This window comes from Shewanella sp. 492 (assembly GCF_059338445.1).
Genome location: NZ_CM181702.1, coordinates 1,797,608 through 1,821,093, shown reverse-complemented (window position 1 = coordinate 1,821,093; position 23,486 = coordinate 1,797,608). Strand labels below are relative to the sequence as shown.

The window sequence follows — 23,486 nt, the reverse complement described above, 5'->3', positions numbered from 1 at the left end:
TTACTCGCTCCGTTATTTGAATTGCTTAAGAAAGCGCAGATCGTTCTCGAAGAATGAACGCAAATCGTTAACGCCGTAACGTAACATCGATAAACGCTCAACCCCCATACCAAAGGCAAAGCCTTGATACTTTTCAGGATCAATTCCTACGCTGCGCAGCACATTAGGATGTACCATGCCGCAACCCAATACTTCTAACCACTTACCGTTTTTACCCATCACGTCAACTTCCGCTGAAGGCTCAGTGAAAGGAAAATAAGATGGACGGAAGCGTACTTGTAAATCTTCTTCAAAAAAGTTACGCAAGAAATCGTGCAGGATCCCTTTTAGTTCGGCAAAATTAACATGCTCATCAACTAACAAACCTTCTACCTGATGAAACATCGGCGTGTGGGTTTGATCATAGTCATTACGGTAAACGCGGCCCGGAGAGATAATTCTCAATGGCGGCTTCTCGTTTTCCATAGTACGGATCTGTACACCCGAGGTTTGGGTACGCAACATTAACTTAGGATTAAAGTAGAAAGTGTCATGATCGGCACGAGCCGGATGATGCTCCGAAATATTGAGCGCATCGAAATTATGGAAATCATCCTCAATTTCAGGCCCCTGCTTAACGCTAAAACCAAGTTCACCAAAGAAAGTTTCAATACGTTCGATAGTTCGCGTAACAGGATGTAGCCCGCCATTATCAATACGACGTCCTGGCAAGGTCACATCAATACTTTCTGCCGCTAATTTCGCTTCAAGTTCGGCTGATTTTAACCCGTCTATACGCTCAGATAACTTCTGTTGTACGGCTTGCTTAGCTTGGTTAACTGCTTGACCGAAAGCAGGCTTCTCTTCTGCACTAAGCTTACCCATCATTTTCATCATGTCGGTGATCTTACCTTTTTTACCTAGGTAATCGACACGAAGCTCATCGAGGGCTTTCAGATCATCTGTCCCTTCGATAGCCTGCAAGGCCTGTTCTACGATTTCTGTTAACTGTGACATCATCTCTTCCAGTACGCCCGGTCCCGAGTTCGAGAGCCAAGACTTTCTATATGCTGACTATTTATCTTGCGAAAATAGAAAAAGAGACAAATTTTACGTGAGCCTAAGCCGTTTGACTAGGGCTTATTTATGATTTTTCCGAAGAGTTTCACTGAACTACCCAACAGACAGAAAACGATAAGCGAGTTTGATGAGCTAATATGACAAAATAGTTACCTTGTTACCATGGCGCTACAACAAACAAATCAAGAACAGTGCAAGTAACGACTATTGAAAACAAGTTGCACAAATAAACAACAAACAAACGTAAGTGGTCATATTTTCTATTAAGTTATGACATTTCAATCCGATAAGATAGATATTATTTAGCGCAACAAACGAGTATTTCGATGAAAGAAGTCAAGTTTAGGTGGATAGATCAATACCTGATCCACATGACCTTAAAAACAAAGTTTACCATTTTAGCGATTATTCCAATCATCACCTTACTTGGCTTAGCCAGCATTTTATATGGCCAGTTCAATAATCAACTGCGTCAAAGCCATCAAGTCACAAGTGTTAACTATGCACAGCAGTTGGCCGATGTCATTGAACTCAGTTCTCAATACATACCTACTGAGCAACAAGTCGCCTTTAAACGTGCTTTAACTCAACAACAGATAGCAACATATACCGAGTCATTAACTGCTGATACGGCCCGTATTGCATCGCAAGGGGGTGGCAGTAACGTTAGTGACGACAGTGTTAACGCTTACAGCCGCGTAACCGATAGCGGACTTATCGCCATTGTTAAGGTCGATAATTTAAGTCATACACTCGATTCGGCGAAACCTTATGTATTGGCTAGCTTGTTAGTGTTGACCTTAATCATCTTAATCGCCTGTTACTATATATCGACCTTTGTTGGCGGTGCTCTATACACCAGTGTGATGGCGCTAAAACGTGCTGCCGATGGCGACCTTACGGGTCGACTTAACTTCTTCGAAGTGAAAGATGAATTTAGTATTTTGGCGATTAGCATAGATACATTGGTAGAGCGCCAGCACAACCTTGTACGCCAACTATCCCAGGCCAGCAGCCAAATTCGTAATGTCGTACAAAACTTTAGACAAACCGCTGAAGAAGGTCAGCACTTGGCAGCAGGGCAACGTCAGCATTTAGACTCACTCGCCACCGCCATGGAGCAGATGACGGCCGCGGTAAAAGAGGTAGCCCGTAACGCCGAGCTGTCATCTAGTGAAACCCAAGAAGCTAACCAACAAGTTGAGGCAGGTTCTAAAGATATTGCCATTACTGTCGATGCCATTGGTGTGCTATCAAATGAGATTGGTGACGCCGCTAATGCCGTCAATGTGCTCAATGAGAATGCCAGTAAAATTGATGAAGTGGTATCGACCATTAACGCAATTTCTGAGCAAACTAACCTACTAGCATTGAACGCTGCCATTGAAGCCGCCCGAGCCGGTGAACAGGGACGCGGCTTTGCCGTAGTTGCCGATGAGGTGCGCACATTAGCTGGGCGGACTCAAGCCGCTACTGTCGAAATTAAAACCATGATTGAAGCCTTACAAAACGGTTCACAAAATTTAACTCAAGTAATGAAGCGCACCGTGGATTTGGCACAAAATGGTAAGCAACATGTTCTCGACACAGGTAAAGACTTAACAGCGATTGCACAACATAGTGAAAAAGTGTACGAAATGAGTGTGATGATCGCGACTTCAGCAGAACAACAATCTGCCGTAGCGAATGAAATTGCCACAAATCTCATGGAAATACGTAACCAATCCCATGATGTTGAGACATCAGCCAACCAATCAGTATCTGGTTGCGACGAATTACACGCCACAGCAGAGCAATTAGATCAATTACTCATCGGCCTAAAAGTTTAACATCATAGAGTGCTGGCCTTTTTAATCACAAGGCTAGCACTCTGTTTTTGCTTTACTATTTAATCTCAGTCTGTTTTGATTTAATCTTGACCAATCGCGTTGGGTTACAGGAATTGCAGCTGAAATGGCCACACACACTAAACACAATACAACAATGCGTAATACCCAATGGAAAAACAGCCTAACGGTTAAATTTATCCTGGTTCAATTTGTGGTCGCCGTGCTCATTATTGCCTCCAGTACCTGGTTTATTTTTAACGCTGAAAAAATACATCATATGGACACCCAGCTGTCCTTAAGCCAAAGCTATGCCCGCGCGGTTATTGCTCAGTTACAACAAATTACATCGAAAGTAGAAACCTTGACCCGTTCACTGGGCACGGTTGGAGAAACTTATTATGAGCAAGCGAAGCAAATTGATAAGTTAATCTCCCCCTTGCTGACAATGGAAAACGATCAACAACTAATTGCCAGCGGTGGCATTTGGCCTGAGCCGAAACATACGACGGCTCAGGTGTCGCTCGACAGTTTTTTTTGGGCTAGGGATGACAACCAGCAATTCCGTAAAATCGATGACTACAACCTCCCAAACAATGATTTAAGATACGATGAAACGAGTTGGTATACGCCGGCAAAGTATCTACAAGACCGCCATACGCATTGGTCACAATCTTATATTGACCCCTATACCAAGGAATTAATGATCACGGCGTCTATTCCAATGCGTGTCGACCATCAATTTGTTGGCGTAGCAACCGTAGATATGGCATTAAGTGGTATTGATAAGTTGCTGACGTATTCTGACCAAAACCCATTATCAAAAGGTTATATTATCGCCTTAGATGCTTACAACAATCTGTTAAGCGACCCTTTCAAAAATAATGATAATGAATCGCCACATTTAGGAAAGTCTTTCACCCACCTAGTGAGCCATTACCCTGAATTATCCCCCTTAGCTACCGCGATAACGCAGATGGACCAAGAGTTCTATCAACAGATAATGACAAAACCTGCTTATCAAAGGGCACAGCTGCAACCATTACTCGATAGTCTCTCTTCTGAGCAACATGACAGATTGCTTGCCGTTATTAACGCATCGCTGCAACCTAAAGCCTATAAACAAGCCGTAGAGACCTTAACACTCGATACAGGCCCACTGCTCAACGAACCTGTAATTATCTCAATCCTTACCATGGAAGAAACGTTATGGAAAATCATTTTAGTCACCCCCATTTCAGGGTTATCGCAGCAAGCCAATGCCATCGCAATGAAAATTGGGGCATTTTTATTACTGTCACAACTTCTGGCACTCATCATCTTATTTGTCTTTCAACATAAGCTGTTTATTCGACCTATTTTTCAAATATCCTCGGCATTACAAAGCGGTAATCTAGGTTGGCTAGCACTTGATGCCAATACTCGCCAAGACGAGATCGGTCAGCTAGCTAAGGCCTTCGTGGCCCGCAGTAATCAACTGGAGATTGCTTACGCCAGCTTAGATGCCAGTAACCTGGCATTAGAGCAGCAATTGGCGATGCAACAACAGGCAAAAACAGAGTTGGAAAGCAAAAAAGAGCTCATTAATTCGTTACTCAACGCGTCTCAAAATCTCATTTGCATTAAAGATATGACAGGTAGATATACCTTAGTAAACGACAAGTTTTGTGAAATATTAGGCCTAGAACGCAAACAGATCTTGGGCGCAAGAGACAGTGAAATTTACCCACCGCATATTGCAGACATTATCGCGCACCATGATGCTATCGTTAAAAACAGCGATAATGGCCAAAGTTTTGAGCAGCCAATCCCCACCATTCATGGCGAGTTAACCTATTTGGTCAGTAAATACCCTATCAACGATACCGACGGCAACCTTATCGCATTGGGCGGCATGGCAATGGACATTAGTCGTTTAAAAGCGCAGCAAGTGGAAAGTGATGCCCGCATTCAGGAATTAATAACACTCAATGCACAATTACAACAGACTCTCGAGTTGACTGCGAAACAAGAATTGGCCTTTAAAGAAGACAAACAGGCTAACGCAGCTCCTAATGCCCCGATAAGTTACAACAAGTCAGTGACTCAACCTGGTAGCGAACACGACCAACAACAAATTTTGTTGCACATAGTACAGCAACTTAATAAGCAACAATTAACCGCACTTGAGCACCTGTTTACCCAACTACAAAAAGTCACCAGCCAAGGCCGCGTCGCCCCCCTAATGACAGATAAGGTTCATGCCGAACATCTAACAGAGATTCTAGCCGAGCAGATCGATATATTACGCCATACACAACCATTGCTGTTATGTGAATATCAAGAAACCAAATCAATCCAGCTTGAACAGTACTTACAAGATATGCTGGCGATGCTGGCGCCGCAACTGAAACAAAAACAGGTACAATGGCAGGTGAACAGCGAACAGTCACTGGCGGTATCTCTGCCCTCTTGGCACCTATTTTATCTAAGTTACCGCTTAATTAACAATACACTAGTACACGCTTTCCCCAATGAAGTGCCTTTCGATAGTCCAAAAACCTTACAGATTGATGTTAACTATCAAGATGGCAAGCTCACGATAATAGTGCGCGATAACGGCATCGGGCTCTCGGGCAATGCCTTAACTAAATTACAGGGACAACTGATGGATCTTGAGGGGTACGGCACACTCGTGGAACTCAACCGTTGGTTAGCCACCCATTATCAAGGCGAGCTCAGCATCGCCTCTGTCGCGAACCAATTCACGGAAATACGTTGTCAGATCCCACTGAATCGGCAACAAATTCATGGACTGTAATATTGCTTTTTTCAGGCAAAAAACAAAATCCAATGGGCATGATCTTATCAATAACTTGATTTTGTTGGGACCGATATCGAAGCGCGAATAAACAGGCGCTAAGGACACCCTAGATATATAGAGTTAAGTGACATTCGATATTAAAAGTAAATTAGCGCGAGACATCAACTATATAATGCCCTTGCAACCAATTGCGCCCAATAAGCAATTTATTGGTCATTTTTGAGCGATCTCGCAAATTCACCCTAGTCTTATACTCTTTACCTGGCTCGCCCATATTAAGCTCAATCATATAGCGGATCTCGCTGCCTTGGGCATTTCTAATCAAGGATGTTTCCACAATACGGCTACGGATACGCTGCCTTTCTCCCAGCTCATTTTCCGTGGTGAAAGTAATCATCTTACCAACATTCTGTTCCATATCAGCAACGCCAGCATCAACTTTAAGATCAACGGCATGCAGCGAATTTTCAACCGCTCCGGTATCGATGCGAGTGTTATAACGTAACCCCGCTTCTACGATATTAATCATGGCCACTGAGCCTATCAACTGCTTTTCAGCAACATCAACAATATATTTATCTTTCAGCCAATTACGTCCAATCAGTAAACGGTAATCCATGTGGCTGCGATCGCGTAGGTTCACTTTGACTTGACGCTCCTTGCCATCGAAACCAAGGTGTAATGCCACCATGTAGCGCGTTTCGCTTCCCTGTGAATTTTTCACCCTAGACACTTTGACAATTTTAGCGCTTAAACGCCGCGCTTCACCAGCTTCATTTTGCGTTGTAAACCAAAGGGTTTTGCCGATGTTATCTTTCATTTTAGCCGCGCTACCACCTTCAATCTCTAAATCGGTGGCATGCAATGAGGTGTTTGCCGCTCCCGTGTCCATGCGAGCCTCATAGATGAGATCCGCCTCTTCAACAGATAATGAAGCCGTTGGACCAATAATCTCTTTTTGTGCCGCCCAGCTTGGCATGGTAAACAATATGGCACAAAGACAAATGATTTTAAGCATCTAACACCTCATCTCTCATCAATTAAAAAGCCGACAATCTCAGTCGGCTTCATTGCAATGTCACGCGTTACGCTGTGGCATCTTGACTTGCCAGCCATTGGCGCGCCGCAAGCCTATTGTCATGCTGAAAGACTTTGACCGGACACGGCACCATGCAGGCCAACACTGTGGCCATGGGCAACTCACCGCTTGTGATGATGGCAACTCGTGAAAAATCCATCAAATGAAAAAAACCTAACTTTGCTTCATCCCACAGCGTCTCAACCGACACACCTTCAAAGTCAGCACTCAATTCATACCATAACTTAATTGTTGCATGATCTTTTAACTTGGTTTCGATAGCAGGCAATAGCTGTTGATTGAAATCGTCACTGGTGAGTACGCCATAGACTTTTATCGCCACCACTTCATGACTGAATCCCTCTAGTAACTCGATCATTTCTCACTCCTTACCAATCAAGCATCAACAACCAATGTTACGAGCTTAAACGAGAAAGTCATACACTACAACGGACAACTAATTGCGGGTATTAGAAATTAATATAAGCACACTGCGCTACATCAGGATTAGTGTAACTTGGCAATTTCCTGATCGAATAAATTTTTGATTAAGCCTGAAAATTCGGTGATGAATAGCGTCTGCTCAGAGGTAGCATAATGATCAGCCACCTTAGCCAAAATCTCTTCAAGATCATAAACAATCGCATCGACTTCTCGTATAACGGTATTACGCTGGGCAAAGGTTAATGCAGGATTTTGACCACACACCATAATAATCTGCGCCGCAAGTTGCTCTTCAAACAACTCCATCACAGTATCGCCAGCAATTAAGGAATTATCTGACGACTCAAACAGCCCCAGATGTTCGGTGAGATATTGAATGAGATGTATATATCCGTCTTTATCTGTAACCATGATTAGCCTTAACAAACATTAATTAAAGAGCATGCTCTCACCCATGCCCTTAATTCGATAATTGCCGCTATTATGGTACAAATTATGTGGTCAGTCTCGTCTAAAGTGCACGTTTTTGATTAACGGTTTAAAGTTAACACAAATGATACTGGCACCGCCTTGCTGATAGCACTTAAGCCGGCCAATTCACGCAGTTTCTCGACCCCTGCTGCCAAGTCAAAATCAGCAGCGTCGATGATAAGTGGCATTTCGCTAGTAACCAATAGCGTGTTTTGATTCAACTTGGCTACCCGCACGCTAATATCCAGCATTTTAGATTGACCGCGTAACCTGACATTAGCAGGAATGACCATAGTATCCATACTGCCCACAGCCAGTTTATCAATCGCCTTAGCATCAATATTTGCCGTTAATGCTAATGCGGGGAACTGCGAAGTTTCAAACAATACCTGCTTCATGCGCTCATCACGGATCTCAATATTGGTCCATACACTGATTAATGGAATCGATAACGAAAAATCACCATTACTATTTAATTCGCCTTTGATTTGAGTAAACTTGTGGATCTCTGCAAGGTCACCATTCTTCACCGATATAAAGTTGACCACTGAGCCTTGATTATTGACTTGCCAAGTTGAGGCAAACACACTCACGCTGACCACTGCGGCCCATAGCCCTAATAATACTGTTTTCATTTCATGCTCCATTGAGTTAGCTGTAATTCCATTAACCATTATCAAACGGCGATAATGAAGGTTATTTCTATATTAGCCTATTATAGAATGCGTTGAATCGCGAAATTAATCGCCATAAAAAAAGCCCTAACAAGGTTAGGGCTTTTTATCATCAACATACTATTTTGCTTTTGGCTTCGCCTTGGGTTTGGCTTTAGGCTTGGCCTCTGTCACCCATTCACCATCGATATATTTAGCGGTCCAACCTGTAGCCTTACCATCAACTTCGGTAGCGACATACTGCTCTTTGGTCTTACGACTAAAGCGCACGAACGCCTTATTCCCGTCATCATCTGCCACGGGTGCATCGGCAAGATATTGATATTTAGGCCATAATAGTTCGCGGTATTTAACCAACTCTTCTACTAAGGGAGCACGAGTTTCACGTGATTTAGGGAAAGTACTGGCCGCCATAAAAATACCCGCTGCACCATCACGTAATACAAAGTAACCATCAGACTTGGTACACTTGAGCTCGGGTAGATGGATCGGATCTTCTTTTGGTGGCGCCGCTTCACCGCTTTTAAGCAGTTTACGGGTATTTTTACATTCGCTATTAGTACAACCGAAATATTTACCAAATCGGCCGTTTTTAAGCTCCATGTCATTACCGCAGCGGTCACACTCTAAGATAGGACCTTCATATCCTTTAATCTTAAATTGGCCTTGTTCGACTTCATAGCCGCCGCACATAGGGTTATTACCACACACATGCAGCTTACGCTTCTCATCAATTAAGTAGCTATCCATGGCCGTGCCACAGACACCACAGCGATGTTTAGCCCGCAGCGCATCCGTCTCGGCATCTTCGCTATTTTCACTCACAGCCTCTTCACCTGGGGTCAAGTTCATGGTGGTTTTGCAACGCTCTTTAGGCGGCAAGGCATAACCAGAACACCCCAAGAACACCCCAGTGGTGCCAGTGCGGATACCCATAGGACGCTGACAAGTCGGGCATTGAATGTCGGTTAGCACCATCTCGTTAGGACGCATGCCGCCCTCTTCTGGTGGTAACTCGGCTTTTTCTAATTGCGCCGTTAAATCTTTGTAGAAGTTGTCGAGTACTTTTTTCCAATCAAGCTGACCTTGGGCCACGTTATCAAGCGTTTGCTCCATACCCGCGGTAAAGTCGTAACTCATTAACTCTTCGAAGCTGCCCACGAGGCTTTCGCTCACGATTTCACCCATTTTCTCGGCGTAGAAACGACGATTTTCCACCTTGACGTAACCACGGTCTTGGATAGTTGAGATGATCGTGGCATAGGTCGATGGACGACCAATTCCACGTTTTTCTAACTCTTTCACCAATGACGCTTCGCTGTAACGCGCGGGCGGCTTAGTGAAATGCTGTTTGGGTAGCAACTCTTCGAGCGCCAAATTGTCACCTTTGGCGACAAACGGCAAGGTGTTATCTTCTTCGTTTTTCTTCTTGATGGCGGTTTGTACGCGCGTCCAACCATCAAATTTGAGCGTACGACCGGTCGCCTTTAATTCGTAATCGGCAGCCGATACCGTTAAGCGAGTAGCATCGTATTTAGCAGGTGTCATCTGACAGGCCACAAACTGACGCCAAATAAGCTCATAAAGACGCTGAGCATCACGCTCCATGTCAGAAAGGCTCGCTGCCGTAACTTTTACGTTAGAGGGGCGAATCGCTTCGTGGGCCTCTTGTGCGCCTTCCTTGTTACCGTAACGAATCGGAGCTTCGGGTAAATACTTATCACCAAAGTCATTGGCAATCATTTCCCGAACATTATCTAACGCTTCTTGACTCAAGTTGGTTGAATCGGTACGCATATAGGTAATATGACCAGCTTCATAGAGACGCTGCGCCATCATCATGGTTTTCTTGACGCCAAAACCTAATCGGGTGCTCGCCGCTTGTTGCAAGGTCGAAGTAATATAGGGCGCAGACGGTTTACTCGACGTGCCTTTGTCCTCGCGATCGCTCACCACAAAAGTGGCATCAGATAAGGCCGCCACCGCCGCCATGGCTTGGGCTTCATTTACCGGGTTGAAGGTATCACCTTGGTACTTATTGACCTGCATTTTAAGCGATTCATTACTGAGCGTGTTTAGCTGAGCATGAATGTCCCAAAACTCTTCTGGCACAAAGGCTTTAATTTCGCTTTCGCGTTCAACCACTAAGCGAGTCGCAACCGATTGCACACGACCCGCAGATAAGCCTCTGGCCACTTTTTTCCACAACAGTGGCGATACCATAAAGCCAACAACACGGTCGAGGAAGCGACGTGCTTGTTGAGCATTAACCATATTAGTATCTAGACTAGAGGGATGGCTGAAAGCCTCTTGAATGGCAGTTTTGGTGATCTCATTAAACACAACGCGCTGATAGCGCGCCGGATCCCCACCAATCACTTCTTGTAAATGCCAGGCGATCGCCTCTCCTTCTCTATCCAAATCGGTTGCGAGAAAGATATGGTCGGCATTTTCAGCAAGAGATTGTAATTCTTTGACGACTTTTTCTTTACCGGGCAGAATTTGATACTGGGCTTTCCAGCCATTTTCAGGATCTACCCCCATGCGAGCGACGAGAGCTTGCTTGGCTTTTGCGGCTTTATAAATTGCCTTTTCTTCAGGAGACATCTTGCGCACTTCAGCGGGCGTTTTCGTCAAAGACTTCGCCTCACTGGTGGAAGATGTTGGTAGGTCACGAATGTGCCCCACACTCGATTTCACGATGTAATCTTTGCCGAGATATTTATTAATAGTCTTGGCTTTGGCCGGTGATTCGACAATAACTAGCGATTTACCCATAGAATGATCTGCGCCAAAAAGTCTCAAAATTCTGTAAATTGGCTCCATATATAGAGTGTTGTACTCCGAGTTTCAAGCAAATCCCTGTTTTATTTGTCACAGACAGCCAATTTTTAACCATTTCTTAAAAAAATGTAAAAAATAATATTTCGCCATAACATGCGAATTTTCCATTATTGTGCACTCATAAGTGATACTTATGCACTTATGACCCTATCGCTACTCCCTTGCCCAAGGCACCAACTTGTTAAGCACGTCACCTTACGTATACTGGTGCCCAAATTCAGCAAATCATCAAGTACCGTATGATGATTTGCCTACAATAATAATGATATCGAAGGAATGGGAATGAAGCATTACGAAGCAAATTTTGATGGACTCGTTGGACCAACACACAACTATGCAGGACTCTCCTTTGGCAATGTCGCCTCACTAAACAATGCCGCATCGACCTCAAGTCCAAAGTCGGCCGCTAAACAAGGTTTGAAAAAAGCCAAAGCGCTTGCTGATATGGGAATGGTTCAAGGCATACTGGCCCCTCAGGAGCGACCAGACCTACATACACTGCGTCGAATTGGTTTTTCCGGCACAGATGCGCAAGTATTAAGTAAAGCGGCTAAGCAAGCCCCTGCGGTCCTTAGAGCATGTTGCAGCGCTTCAAGCATGTGGACGGCAAATGCGGCCACGGTCTCGCCCAGTGCCGATACCCACGATGGTAAGTTACATTTTACTCCCGCTAACTTAGTCGATAAATTGCACCGCAGCATAGAACCAATCACCACAGGCAACATTCTTAAGGCCACGTTTAATAACTCTCGCTATTTTAGCCACCACCAACATCTACCAGAACAGGCCAGTTTTGGTGATGAAGGCGCGGCTAACCATACCCGTTTATGCAGTGAATATGGACATGCTGGGCTCGAGCTTTTTGTCTACGGCCAAGAAGCGACCAACCCTTTAGCGGCCAAGCCTAAGCTTTTTCCCGCTAGGCAAACCCTAGAAGCGTCACAAGCGATAGCACGCTTACACCAACTCGATGATGACAGCGCGGTATTTATCCAGCAAAATCCTGATGTGATTGATCAAGGGGTGTTTCATAACGATGTCATCGCCGTGGGTAACCAAAATGTGCTGTTTTATCATCAGCAAGCGTTTGTCGACACCCAAGCGAAAATCGCCGAGATCCAGCGTAAATTTAATGGTCAAGAACTGCACTTTATTGAGGTGCCCACCGGTAAGGTCAGCATTGACGATGCGGTTAAAAGCTACCTGTTTAATACTCAAATCATTACGCTACCCAACGGTGAAATGGCCATTATTGCCCCCACAAATTGCCAAGATAATCCAGCAGTTTCAGCTTATCTTGATGAGGTCGTTACCTTAGGCACCCCCATTAAGCAGGTCCATTACTTCGATGTGAAGCAGAGTATGCAAAATGGCGGTGGCCCAGCTTGCCTGCGTTTACGTGTAGCCATGAATGAGATGGAAGTGGCAGCCGTAAACCAGCATACATTAATGAGTGATGCGCTTTACGCTCGCCTTAATCTGTGGGTCGATAAGCATTATCGTGATGAGCTGGCCGTTGATGATCTTGCCGATCCTCAGCTTGTTATCGAGTCGCGTACCGCCCTTGATGAGCTAACGCAAATTATGAAACTGGGTAGTGTGTATCAATTTCAACAATAAGCTAAAACCTGAATCCTAAATAATCAATAAAAAAGCGCACTTTAAAGTGCGCTTTTTTTACTGACTTTACAGTCCCTTTAACTGAACTTGATGAGCTTCAGCCTTATGCTATCTAGTGAATAATCACAGGGATGGTAGCCACTTGGCTTAGTTTTCCTTTCGGTGTGACAGCCTCAATGACTAAGGTCCCAGAATCAGCTTGATCAGCGCCTTTAATCACCACGCTGTAAATACCCGCACGATTATCATTAGTCGATTCGACAATAAATTCACCTTTGCTCGCAAGGCTGCCTGCTGACGGCGTAAAGGTTATCTTAGTGCCTGCTGGTAAAGGCTGATTATGCAAATCGCCAATAATGATAGATACGCCACCGGTTGATTTACCGATAATATCCAAGGTCTGGTTATCGTTAAACCCGTCACACGGATCCACTACGTTTTTGTCATCTATGCAGCTATCTTCTATAACTGGTGTCGATGACACCGCATCACTACCTGCCATCACTAGGACAATCGATGCACGCACATTGAGTGACTTGTTAACGCTTGAACAGCCATCGTGCCCGTCGCCATTAGCATCTAACGTACATAGACTGCCGTTATATAAGTTATCAGCAATATCAAATACCTTGTTATTGTTGAAATCAACAAAGGTCTCTGCGTCACCACCCGCTTCACCGATAAACCTTGGGTTAAACAATGAGTCTTCATTATGATCGACAAATGCCTCATCTAGATCATAAGGTTTACCTGAAACATTAAGCTTGGTTCTAAAATTGACGACTTCATTGGCATCGAAGCGACCATTACCATTGAGATCAGGAAACGACTCTTCACCAATGGCTCTGGCCAAAATAGTTACCCGTCCACCATAGGGCTGGCCGATATCTGCATCTAGAGATGGCTCTTGAGCCAAATCGAATAAGGTTTTACCTGTAGGTCTTGGGTTTTGGCTGGTCCATTTAACCGAGCACACACCATTGACAGTGACACATGACGGGTCAATAACACCGCCTTCGGCGGTAAAGGTCACGGCGGTACCATCTGGCACAGGGTTATTAAAGGCATCGGCTAAGCGCGCCGTCACATTTACCTCAACACCGTCATAATCCCATCCCTCAGGATTAAGGTTGTCGGCAGACAGAGAAAAACTGTCTTGATCTGGTAAGCCAGTTGAGACAACCAATAGCTTAGATTGACTCGATATTTCAGGCGAGCTGCCATCCACAATCGCAGTGACTCTGACTGATGTAGCAACCGTCCCCGAATTAACCACTGTCTGAGCGATACCTTGAGCACTAGTGGTTGCAAATTTAGGCTCAAATTCAACATCGCCAGTATCGGTATTTAAAGAGAAAATCACATTTTGATTACTGACAGGATTACCGTTTTTATCTGATACTTTAAATCTGACTGTCGAGGACTCAGCTCCCCCAGTACCTTTAAGGTTAATTACCTCTGGTAAAGCTTCGACAAATGCAATACTACCAACACTTGCAGGCAACACATTCACTAAAGCACTGGCTGAAAGTGATTTCCCTCCCACATTAGCGCTGACATTGATTGCATCATCGCCCACACAGCCTTTAGCTAAATAGGTGGTGGTTGCCACACCATTGATCGCCAATACCGGCGAGCTAATTTCAGCTTCAGCTTTAGTTGAACATGTAGATGAAAAATTCACTTCCACAGGCTCAGTAAATACGGTACCGGTATCATCTTGCAGTGATACTGAAATACTGGCCGTGCCACCCGCTGAGACTTCTGCTGGTGAAACTGAAGCCACTCCAGCTTGAAACGGTGTGCCACTGCCCATCTCTACATTGGTCGCACCAATTTTAAAGACTAAATCTGTTTTTTCACCAGAGAGTAAAGTCGCCGTAGCAGTCCCTGCACCAGGTGCTGTGCCGGCCAAAATCTGCACCGTTGCTTTACCATTATCGGTGGCAGCGGTATCGATTGGGATCTCGCCCAAGGTGCTGGAGAACTGCACTATCGTAGTTTTAGAGATACCTGATACCGTCGCCACTAAATAACCAGGGGCTAATGATGAAATGGTATCTATCGGATTTTGAGTAATAGGGTCATCTACTAAAATAAGCGCAATTTGGGCACCATCTGTAGGTGCACCGCCGTCACCTGATGTATTAAAAGAGACCAATGCCGTTACAGTATCGCCATCAGCGGCATTATAAGTGGCAGTCACACTGCCTGACCCCAGTTTATCACCGGGCAACACATCCACCGTGACTTGGCCTGCAGTATTAGAAACACCACTACCAGGGGTTAACACTCCCTCACCTTCGAGAGTAAATACAATGCGACCACCAGAAAATGGGGTTCCATTTTTAGACAGTGTGGCTTGTAATTTACCGGGTGTGGTATTGGAAATATCGTTAATGGCTTGCCCATTAGCATCCGTTAACGCCAAAGTGAGGCGATAAACATCATCGGGCGCGGTCGGAGGAACGCCACCTGGACCATCGTCAGCTCCACCCCCTCCACCACTACAGGCTACGATAAACAACAAAAACAAATATGAGGTAAAAACTTTATACGCTGACTTCATTGTCAGACTCCCTGTTACTCAAATTATTACTATAATCATCACTGCAAGCACAAGCACGTTACCTGCTGCACACCCAGAAAAACCTTATTGTAACCATTTGAATATTATTCGCACTTATTTTTACACATGTATCCTAAATAGTATTGATATAGCCATTTCCTCACTTTTCTTTTCTTGCTAGGCTTTAGTGATAAATGAAAAGTATAAAAATAATACAGGACGCACTATGTCGCAAACTCAACAAAAGAAGCTTGGTTTAACCGGAAAAATACTCATTGGTATGGGTACTGGGATTTTATTAGGCTTGCTTCTTCGCAACTTATTTCCCGAAAGTCAGTTTATTCAAGATTATATTGCCGACGGGATCTTAAATGTTATCGGCACAATCTTTATCTCCAGCTTACAAATGCTCGTGGTTCCCTTAGTATTTATCTCACTGGTCTGCGGTACCTGCTCGTTAAGCGATCCCTCGACTCTAGGACGTCTAGGAGGAAAAACTATTGCATTTTACTTATTTACCACCGCTATCGCGCTGAGTATGGCGATTCTTATTGCACTGCTTATTCATCCTGGCAATGCCTCGTTGGCAGCAGAAAATATGCAATACAGCGTCAAGGAAGCCCCTAGTCTTGCCAATGTATTGATCAACTTAGTGCCCCGTAACCCAATACAAGCAATGACTGAAGGTAATATGCTACAAATTATTATCTTTGCCGTTATTTTTGGGTTTGCGGTTTCTCACATAGGTGAAAGAGGTAAACGGGTTGCGGCATTATTTACTGATTTAAACGAAGTGATCATGCGCGTTGTCACCCTCATTATGCAGTTAGCACCTTATGGTATTTTTGCCTTAATGGCCAAACTGGCCTTAACTCTCGGTTTAGAAACGTTCGAAAGTGTTGTTAAATACTTCTTTGTGGTATTAGGCGTATTACTCATTCATGCTTTTGTTGTTTACCCCACGTTACTAAAAGTCTTCTCAGGCCTAAGCCCACTGTTATTTATTCGCAAAATGCGCGATGTACAACTGTTTGCATTCAGTACTGCCAGTTCAAATGCAACGTTGCCAGTGACCATCGAAACCTGTGAACATCGTTTAGGTGTCGACAATAAAGTCGCTTCATTTACCTTGCCACTGGGCGCGACCATCAACATGGACGGCACGGCTATTATGCAAGGCGTGGCGACCGTATTTATCGCGCAAGTTTTCGGTATCGATTTAACCATTACCGATTATGCCATGGTCGTCGTCACCGCAACGCTGGCCTCAATTGGGACAGCGGGTGTACCAGGTGTTGGCTTAATCATGCTCGCCATGGTGCTTAACCAAGTGGGTCTTCCCGTTGAAGGGATCGCGCTTATTATGGGGGTCGATCGTCTTTTAGATATGGTACGAACGGCCGTCAACGTGACAGGTGACTCTGTGGCGACATTGGTGATTGCAAAATCAGAAGGCGCATTTAACGAAACGGTATTTCATGATACTCAAGCGGGTAAAACTGCTGGTAGCTTTGTTGACCAAGTCAATGCAGAGGTCAAAGACTAAGCTGATTTCCCGATGCATGGGCAATGATACATAACAGCGGCTCATGCAAGTAAGTGGATGTTACAGCGGCTTGATAAAAGCAAACGAAAATGAAAAAAGGCGTCCAATGGACGCCTTTTTGATTTCTATGCTACTTGGGAATTCAACGCTCCCAGTATGCCTCTTCTAAACTGTCTTCTTTTTCTGGTAAGCCACGAGAAAGACGTGGGCTGTGCTGGGCGAGCACCTCATAAGCCACGCGGTTAGCGTACTTACAGACCTGTGAAAACGAGGAGTAACATAACCCGTCTCGTTTGTGTTTACTCGAACCTGGCACGTTAGCTTTATGGTAGGTATTTGAGGCCAAATCATGCAGTAATGCTGCCAGGGCACCATCACCGGCACCGTTAGTATTGCGGATCACTTCTGGCCCACCCATGTAAGGTGGAATATGAGCAAACACCTTAATTGGGGTATCACAATCGTTTTTAAGTTTGGGTCTAGAAAACTCATAACGATTAAACTCAGGAATGATGCCAGGTAGCAAGGTATGACTGGTTTCACGTTTCTCTGATTCTTCGGTATAGCCCGCCATATATAAACCTAACGGGCCGGCGGTGGTTAACACTAAATCACACCACTCTAATGCGGCATCACTGGCGCTTAACGGATCGCGAAAACCGGTTAACGCTTCGCCTTCATCTTCATTCATCGCCAAAATAGAAACATTATCTTTGATGAAATTAATCCACCACTGTGGATCTTCCTCAATTAAAAAGCGCGTTCCTAATGTCAACACCACTGGCACATCGGCCTCTTTGGCGTATTTAATGGCCGTTAACGCTGCATCAGTTATCTGATCACCACCGCTGGCGCGCATCAGATAAGCCGTTAACACTAACGCCGATGAGCTCTGCACCACCTCTTTATCGATAAACTCAGGGGTCAACTTATCCATTGCCCCCTTACTGATAGCAAAGGTGCGCTCACCACAAGCAGAGATTAAGGTAAAACAGCGACCAATAGGGCCATCAACCGGTTGCAGGTAATTTAAATCCACTTTTGAAGAGGTGTTACAGAGGTAGCGATAGGCATAACTGCCCACTTCAATATTGTTGCTCATGACCCCAAATAACACCGAGCGATCGTCAGCTAAGATAGAGTAGTTGTGTACGGTATTGCCAATGGTACCGCCGGCAAACTCGTCACTTATCATGTTAGATTGCTTAAGTTCGGTATAAAGTTGGTGCGCCTTCTCATCGTCAATAAGCGTCGAATTACCTTTGGGTAATCCATAGCGGCTAAGCAACTCATCTTCGACTTTGGCTTCGATATCGACCAAGGTTTGATCAATACCACTGATATGGGTAGTAATATGTTGTGGCTGCAGGGTTAACTGCGCTAATAATGGATCGCGATTTTTAACTGGAAAGTAATGCTTAGACTTACGTTGACCAGGAAACTTCATACCTAACTCACTTGTGTCGCATCCATGCAAAATCGAATTGAAGTAAATAGTAAACCAGACCCTCTTAATTCACTATTTACAGAACTGAGTCAATGAAAACGACCACAGCCCTTACCCTACTAAAATGGCGGCAGATTTTACCATATAAAATGCGACTAAGCAGTGATTTATACTACGGTAATGACATTGAATGACTAACAAAACAACCAAAGGACACGGCTAAATCGTAACCATAGAGACTTAAACGCAAAAAGCCCACCGAAGTGAGCTTTTATACTGTATTACATCTGTAAGCGACTGTAAGTACACTGCCGCTAATCAAGACTAATTAGCCGATCGCCTTAACAATGGCATCACTGACAGAGGCAACGCTTTGGGTGCCGTCAAACTTATTGTAAGTCAAGCCACCTTTGGCTGCGAGGGCACCATAATATTCAATCAATGGCTTAGTTTGCTCATGATAAATCGCAAGACGCTTACGCACTGTGCTCTCTTCATCATCAGGGCGAATAGCTAAATCTTCACCTGTTACATCGTCCTTGCCTTCCACTTTAGGTGGATTAAACACCACGTGATAAACACGGCCTGAACCTGGGTGAACACGACGTCCGCTCATGCGCTTAACGATCTCTTCATCTGGCACATCGATTTCAATCACATGATCGATTTCGATGCCGCTAGCCGCCATAGCATCCGCTTGTGGAATAGTGCGTGGGAAGCCGTCCAACAGGAAACCTTTTGCACAATCGTCTTGTGCAACACGCTCCTTAACTAAGCCAATAATCAGCTCATCAGAAACCAATTGTCCTGCATCCATCACTTTCTTTGCTTCAAGGCCAAGTGGCGTTCCCGCCTTAACCGCGGCACGTAACATGTCACCCGTTGAAATTTGTGGCACACCATATTTTTCCATGATGAACTGGGCCTGAGTACCTTTACCGGCACCTGGGGCACCTAATAGCATAATGCGCATCTGAGAGTCCTCTTATTTCGCATAGAGTTGATTATTAGTTTTGATGATTCAATTGGAATTATTTTTATCATTGGGCGGCGATCTTCGCACATATGGCCGCCCTTTTGAAGTGAAGAAACCGGGGTTTTAGTTCGACTTTAGGCTGATACAGTTAAATCAACTGGCCTTTAGTCATTAAGCAGCACTAAAAGCCAAGGAGCAGATAAAAAAAGCACAATGATTAGTACAGCAAGCTGTATAACTTGCGTCGATATTGATTAGCAATCGAATTACTTTGACCCATCGCCGTCAAAATATCCATAAATAACTGCTTCAACTCACCGTTATGTGCGCCGATGTCTTGTCGCAACACAGCAAATAACCTTTCCAGTGCCTCTTCATCTCGGTTAGCACCATGCAGGGCTTTTGCCAAAGAGAGCAGTAAACTCAAGTCTTGTGGATTGGCTTCGACATTGTCCATCAATTGACGAATTTCAGGTGTGTCGGCAGCATCGAGCGCGAGGGTTAATTTCGCTCGCAAGCTTTGATAATAGCCATCTTGATCTGCCAGCCCTACGCCATCGAGAAGCACTTGAGCTTGATTGATATTACCAAGGGTTAATAGCGCATCGGCATAGACCAAGGCAACTTCCGCTTGTTGATTGGCTTGATAGGCCTGCTGCAATAGCGGTAAGGCTTGCTCAACGTCATTTGTGGCGAGTAAGGTTTTCGCCTCTGCCAGTTGTAATTGCCAAACCTGTGGCAAATGCGGCTCAAACATGGCTTCAATTTGGGCAGGCTCTTGAACGCCAGCAAAGCCATCGATTGGTTTACCATCGCGCAACAGCAAGGTCGTCGGCACACTCTGGATCTGGAAATAATTCGCAATTTCCAGCTCTGCATCGCAATTGACCTTCGCGAGTACAAAACGACCCGCCTGTGCGCTGGCCATTTGCTCTAGTGTCTGTACCAATGTCATGCTTTCAGGGCTTTGCTGACTCCAAAAAGTCAACACCACCACCTGTTGCATTGACGCATCAACCACTTGTTGGATGTTCTCTTTAGTTAAATCCAATACCGTATCCATAAGATCCCTTCGCATAGATTAAGCGCATATAAGAAGAGGCAGTTAAACTGCCTCTTGCGTTTGACGGCTAATTACTTCATGCCCGCCAGCAACATCTTGTTCATTAACTTAATGAATGCCGATGGGTCGGCTAGGCTGCCTTTTTCAGACAATTGCGCCTGTTGTAATAATAGCTCAGACCATTGGCCAAACACCTCGTCATCTTGCTCGTTATCTAAACGTGCGACCAGCGGGTGTTCTGGATTAAGTTCAAACACGGGCTTGCTTTCAGGCACTGCTTGGCCAGCGGCTTGCATCAGTTTAATCATCTGCGATGACATTTCGCCTTCACCTGCAACCACACAAGCTGGGGTATCGGTCAAACGCGTGGTGACTTTAACGTCAGAAACCTTGTCACCTAACGCCGCCTTCACTCGCTTGATCAAGCCTTCAGATTCCGTTTCCAGTTTTTTCTGCGCTTCTTTTTCCTCGGCATCTTCAAGATCGCCTAACTCTAAGTCACCACGAGTGACCGAGTGCAACTGCTTGCCCTCGAACTCGGTTAAGTGGTTAATTAACCACTCATCGATGCGCTCGGACATCAATAGCACTTCAATCCCTTTCTTGCGAAGCAACTCAAGATGTGGGCTATTCACGGCCGCTTCATGGCTGTCAGCAACAATATAATAAATCTTGCTTTGGCCCTCTTTCATGCGGCTTACGTAATCACTGAGCGATACGGTATGTGCAGCTTCATTAGTGTGAGTCGATGCAAAACGCAGCAAACCAGCGATACGATCTTTGTTGGCAAAATCTTCAGCTGGGCCTTCTTTAAGCACTTGGCCAAACTCTGCCCAGAAAGTTTGATACTTTTCAGGCTCATTTTTTGCCAGTTTCTCAAGCATACTTAATACACGCTTGGTCACAGCAGTGCGCAGTGCGGTGGTTATCTTGTTGTCTTGCAAGATCTCGCGCGATACGTTGAGCGGCAGATCGTTAGAGTCAATCAGACCTTGCACAAAGCGTAAGTAGCTTGGCATAAACTGCTCGGCATCATCCATCACAAACACGCGCTGCACAAACAGTTTTAAACCATGTTTACGATCGCGATTCCATAGATCCCACGGCGCTTTTGCAGGGATATACAGCAAGCTGGTGTACTCTTGCTTACCTTCTACGCGGTTGTGGCTCCACATGAGTGGATCAACAAAGTCATGGGAAATATGTTTGTAAAACTCTTGGTATTCTTCGTCAGTCACGTCGCTCTTATTACGAGTCCAAAGCGCGGTGGCTTTGTTCATCGGCTTCCAGTAACCCTCGGTAGCTGGAATGGCCTCGCCACCTTCTTCTGTCGCTTCTTGCGCTGGCGTTCCCTCTTGCCACATCTCTACAGGGACAGAGATATGATCTGAGTATTTAGTGATGATTGAGCGCAAACGGTAATCATTGGCAAACTCTTTTTCCTCTTCACGAAGATGCAAGATAACCTCAGTACCGCGAGTCTCTTTTACTATGTTTTCAACGGTAAATTCACCTTCGCCAGCAGATTCCCACTGCACAGCTTCATCGGCAGCATGACCGGCAGCGCGCGTGCGTACGGTTACCTTGTCGGCCACGATAAAGGCAGAGTAGAAGCCTACACCGAATTGACCAATAAGCTGTGAATCTTTTGACTCATCGCCAGATAGGTTTTTAAAGAACTCCGCAGTGCCTGATTTAGCGATGGTACCTAAGTGTTCAATCACGCCATCGCGAGTCATACCAATACCATTATCTTCAATGGTGATGGTGCCCTTTTCACTGTCGGCGCTCACACGTACGCGTAACTCACCGTCACCTTCGTACAGATCATTATTGGTCAATGCTTGGTATCTGAGCTTATCGGCAGCATCGGCGGCGTTGGAGACCAATTCACGCAAGAAAATCTCTTTGTTAGAGTACAAAGAGTGGATCATCAAATTAAGTAATTGTTTGACTTCAGTTTGAAAGCCATGGGTTTCTTGTTGTGACATCGATTATTCCTTCTTAAATTTCACAAATGACGCTCTATGGCTTAAGAGATGGGGTTAGAATTTTGCTTTTCAAGTTTAAAGTTGTCAGAGCGGTTCATTTGCTCAAAAAAAATCCAGCATCAAGGTGCTGGATTTAAAAGAGTCACGATAAACCTATGATAATTACAGAGGTAAGCGCCCGTTGAATGACAAGGCTAATGTGGTGCTATCGACATATTCAAGTTCGCCCCCCACTGGCACACCATGGGCAATGCGACTGACATTTACAGCATGTTGCCGCGCCATGTCGGCAATAAAATGTGCCGTTGCATCGCCCTCAACTGTTGGATTAGTCGCTAAAATTAACTCGCTAATCTCACCGCTGGCCAGATGCTGCTCAAGTAGACTGAGGCCTAACTCTTCGGGCCCGACGCCATCGAGGGGCGATAAATGCCCTAAGAGCACAAAATAACGACCAGAAAAATACCCGCCTGCCTCAATGGCTAACACATCCGCTGGGGTTTCCACCACACAGATAAGATCGGACTGGCCGCGGCGGCTACTGGCGCAAATAGGACACAAGGTCTCTTCAGTAAAAGTACGGCACGCGCTGCAGTGACCCACATCACTCATGGCACTGGTCAGCGCCTGCGCTAAGGTCTGCCCCGCTTTGCGATTACGCTCCAACAACTGAAACGCCATGCGCTGCGCCGACTTAGGACCGACACCGGGTAAACAGCGTAATGACTGAATTAACTCATCGACCAAGGGACTAAATTTCATAATTAAGCGGGCATCCTACTGGTTAAAACATAAAGCGTTATTGGCTATAGTGATAAGTAGTTCATTGACATGACCAATGGGTTCTCATCAAATTATGCGCAGGATATTATCATAAATCATCGGCATGATGAGCCCTAATTCATGACAAAATCATTAAGCTAATATTTAAAATTAAGCAATCAAAATGATTGCCTATCAAACTTAAACATTAATAGTATTCTTAACTCAGGGCGAGATCGCGAACATAATTTGAGCTATTAGGGTGATATTCGCTCAAATAGCTGGACGGGCCATACTGGCTGTGATCTTATGC

Annotated in this window: 16 protein-coding genes; 4 read left to right on the top strand and 12 right to left on the bottom strand. The window is 44.9% G+C overall.

Annotated elements, in window-relative coordinates:
• Positions 1–12: 12 nt before the first annotated feature.
• Positions 13–996 (bottom strand): phenylalanine--tRNA ligase subunit alpha, encoded by a 984-nt coding sequence (gene pheS / locus AC5YBX_RS08225; protein WP_475516970.1) that lies wholly within the window; start codon positions 994–996, stop codon positions 13–15.
• 389 nt (positions 997–1,385) lie between these two features.
• Here pheS and AC5YBX_RS08220 point away from each other — a divergent pair, with 389 nt between their 5' ends.
• Positions 1,386–2,888 carry a methyl-accepting chemotaxis protein gene (locus tag AC5YBX_RS08220; RefSeq protein ID WP_494519252.1) on the top strand — a complete coding sequence of 501 codons (1,503 nt, stop codon included), beginning with the start codon at positions 1,386–1,388 and terminating at the stop codon, positions 2,886–2,888.
• 124 nt (positions 2,889–3,012) lie between these two features.
• A complete protein-coding gene (locus AC5YBX_RS08215) occupies positions 3,013–5,685 on the top strand; it encodes a PAS domain-containing protein (RefSeq protein ID WP_494519253.1) in 2,673 nt (890 codons plus the stop codon).
• A 151-nt stretch (positions 5,686–5,836) separates the two neighbouring features.
• Here AC5YBX_RS08215 and AC5YBX_RS08210 read toward each other — a convergent pair whose 3' ends face one another.
• From AC5YBX_RS08210 to topA, 5 genes are all read right to left on the bottom strand, one after another.
• Entirely contained in the window at positions 5,837–6,706 is an 870-nt protein-coding gene (locus tag AC5YBX_RS08210; RefSeq protein ID WP_494519254.1) for a putative ATP-dependent zinc protease, read from the bottom strand.
• A gap of 67 nt (positions 6,707–6,773) precedes the next feature.
• Positions 6,774–7,145: a SpoIIAA family protein gene (locus tag AC5YBX_RS08205; RefSeq protein WP_494519255.1), complete on the bottom strand. Its 372-nt coding sequence runs from the start codon at positions 7,143–7,145 to the stop codon at positions 6,774–6,776.
• Positions 7,146–7,273: 128 nt separating this feature from the next.
• Entirely contained in the window at positions 7,274–7,621 is a 348-nt protein-coding gene (locus AC5YBX_RS08200; RefSeq protein WP_494519256.1) for a DUF3802 family protein, read from the bottom strand.
• A gap of 119 nt (positions 7,622–7,740) precedes the next feature.
• On the bottom strand, positions 7,741–8,316 hold the full coding sequence (locus tag AC5YBX_RS08195) for a YceI family protein (protein ID WP_494519257.1): 576 nt from the start codon (positions 8,314–8,316) through the stop codon (positions 7,741–7,743).
• Between the two features lie 159 nt (positions 8,317–8,475).
• Entirely contained in the window at positions 8,476–11,133 is a 2,658-nt protein-coding gene (topA, locus tag AC5YBX_RS08190; protein ID WP_494519258.1) for a type I DNA topoisomerase, read from the bottom strand.
• 348 nt (positions 11,134–11,481) lie between these two features.
• Between topA and astB the strand changes: the two genes are divergently transcribed.
• Entirely contained in the window at positions 11,482–12,819 is a 1,338-nt protein-coding gene (gene astB, locus AC5YBX_RS08185) for an N-succinylarginine dihydrolase (protein WP_494524732.1), read from the top strand.
• Positions 12,820–12,931: 112 nt separating this feature from the next.
• On the opposite strand, the gene AC5YBX_RS08180 is transcribed toward astB, so the two are convergent.
• Positions 12,932–15,388, bottom strand: coding sequence for an Ig-like domain-containing protein (locus AC5YBX_RS08180; RefSeq protein WP_494519260.1), 2,457 nt, complete (start codon positions 15,386–15,388; stop codon positions 12,932–12,934).
• A gap of 226 nt (positions 15,389–15,614) precedes the next feature.
• On the opposite strand from AC5YBX_RS08180, the gene AC5YBX_RS08175 reads away from it, so the two are divergent.
• On the top strand, positions 15,615–16,934 hold the full coding sequence (locus AC5YBX_RS08175; RefSeq protein WP_494519261.1) for a dicarboxylate/amino acid:cation symporter: 1,320 nt from the start codon (positions 15,615–15,617) through the stop codon (positions 16,932–16,934).
• A gap of 142 nt (positions 16,935–17,076) precedes the next feature.
• Here the strand turns inward: AC5YBX_RS08175 and AC5YBX_RS08170 are convergent, their stop codons facing one another.
• The 5 genes from AC5YBX_RS08170 to recR all read right to left on the bottom strand — a co-directional run bounded on the left by AC5YBX_RS08170 (position 17,077) and on the right by recR (position 23,173).
• Entirely contained in the window at positions 17,077–18,381 is a 1,305-nt protein-coding gene (locus AC5YBX_RS08170) for an inosine/guanosine kinase (protein ID WP_494524731.1), read from the bottom strand.
• Positions 18,382–18,709: 328 nt separating this feature from the next.
• Positions 18,710–19,354 carry an adenylate kinase gene (adk, locus tag AC5YBX_RS08165; protein WP_494519263.1) on the bottom strand — a complete coding sequence of 215 codons (645 nt, stop codon included), beginning with the start codon at positions 19,352–19,354 and terminating at the stop codon, positions 18,710–18,712.
• Positions 19,355–19,574: 220 nt separating this feature from the next.
• On the bottom strand, positions 19,575–20,420 hold the full coding sequence (locus tag AC5YBX_RS08160; RefSeq protein WP_475516694.1) for a co-chaperone YbbN: 846 nt from the start codon (positions 20,418–20,420) through the stop codon (positions 19,575–19,577).
• 71 nt (positions 20,421–20,491) lie between these two features.
• On the bottom strand, positions 20,492–22,411 hold the full coding sequence (gene htpG / locus AC5YBX_RS08155) for a molecular chaperone HtpG (protein WP_494519264.1): 1,920 nt from the start codon (positions 22,409–22,411) through the stop codon (positions 20,492–20,494).
• A 162-nt stretch (positions 22,412–22,573) separates the two neighbouring features.
• Positions 22,574–23,173, bottom strand: a complete 600-nt coding sequence (gene recR, locus AC5YBX_RS08150; protein WP_494524730.1) for a recombination mediator RecR — start codon at positions 23,171–23,173, stop codon at positions 22,574–22,576.
• Between the last annotated feature and the right edge of the window lie 313 nt (positions 23,174–23,486).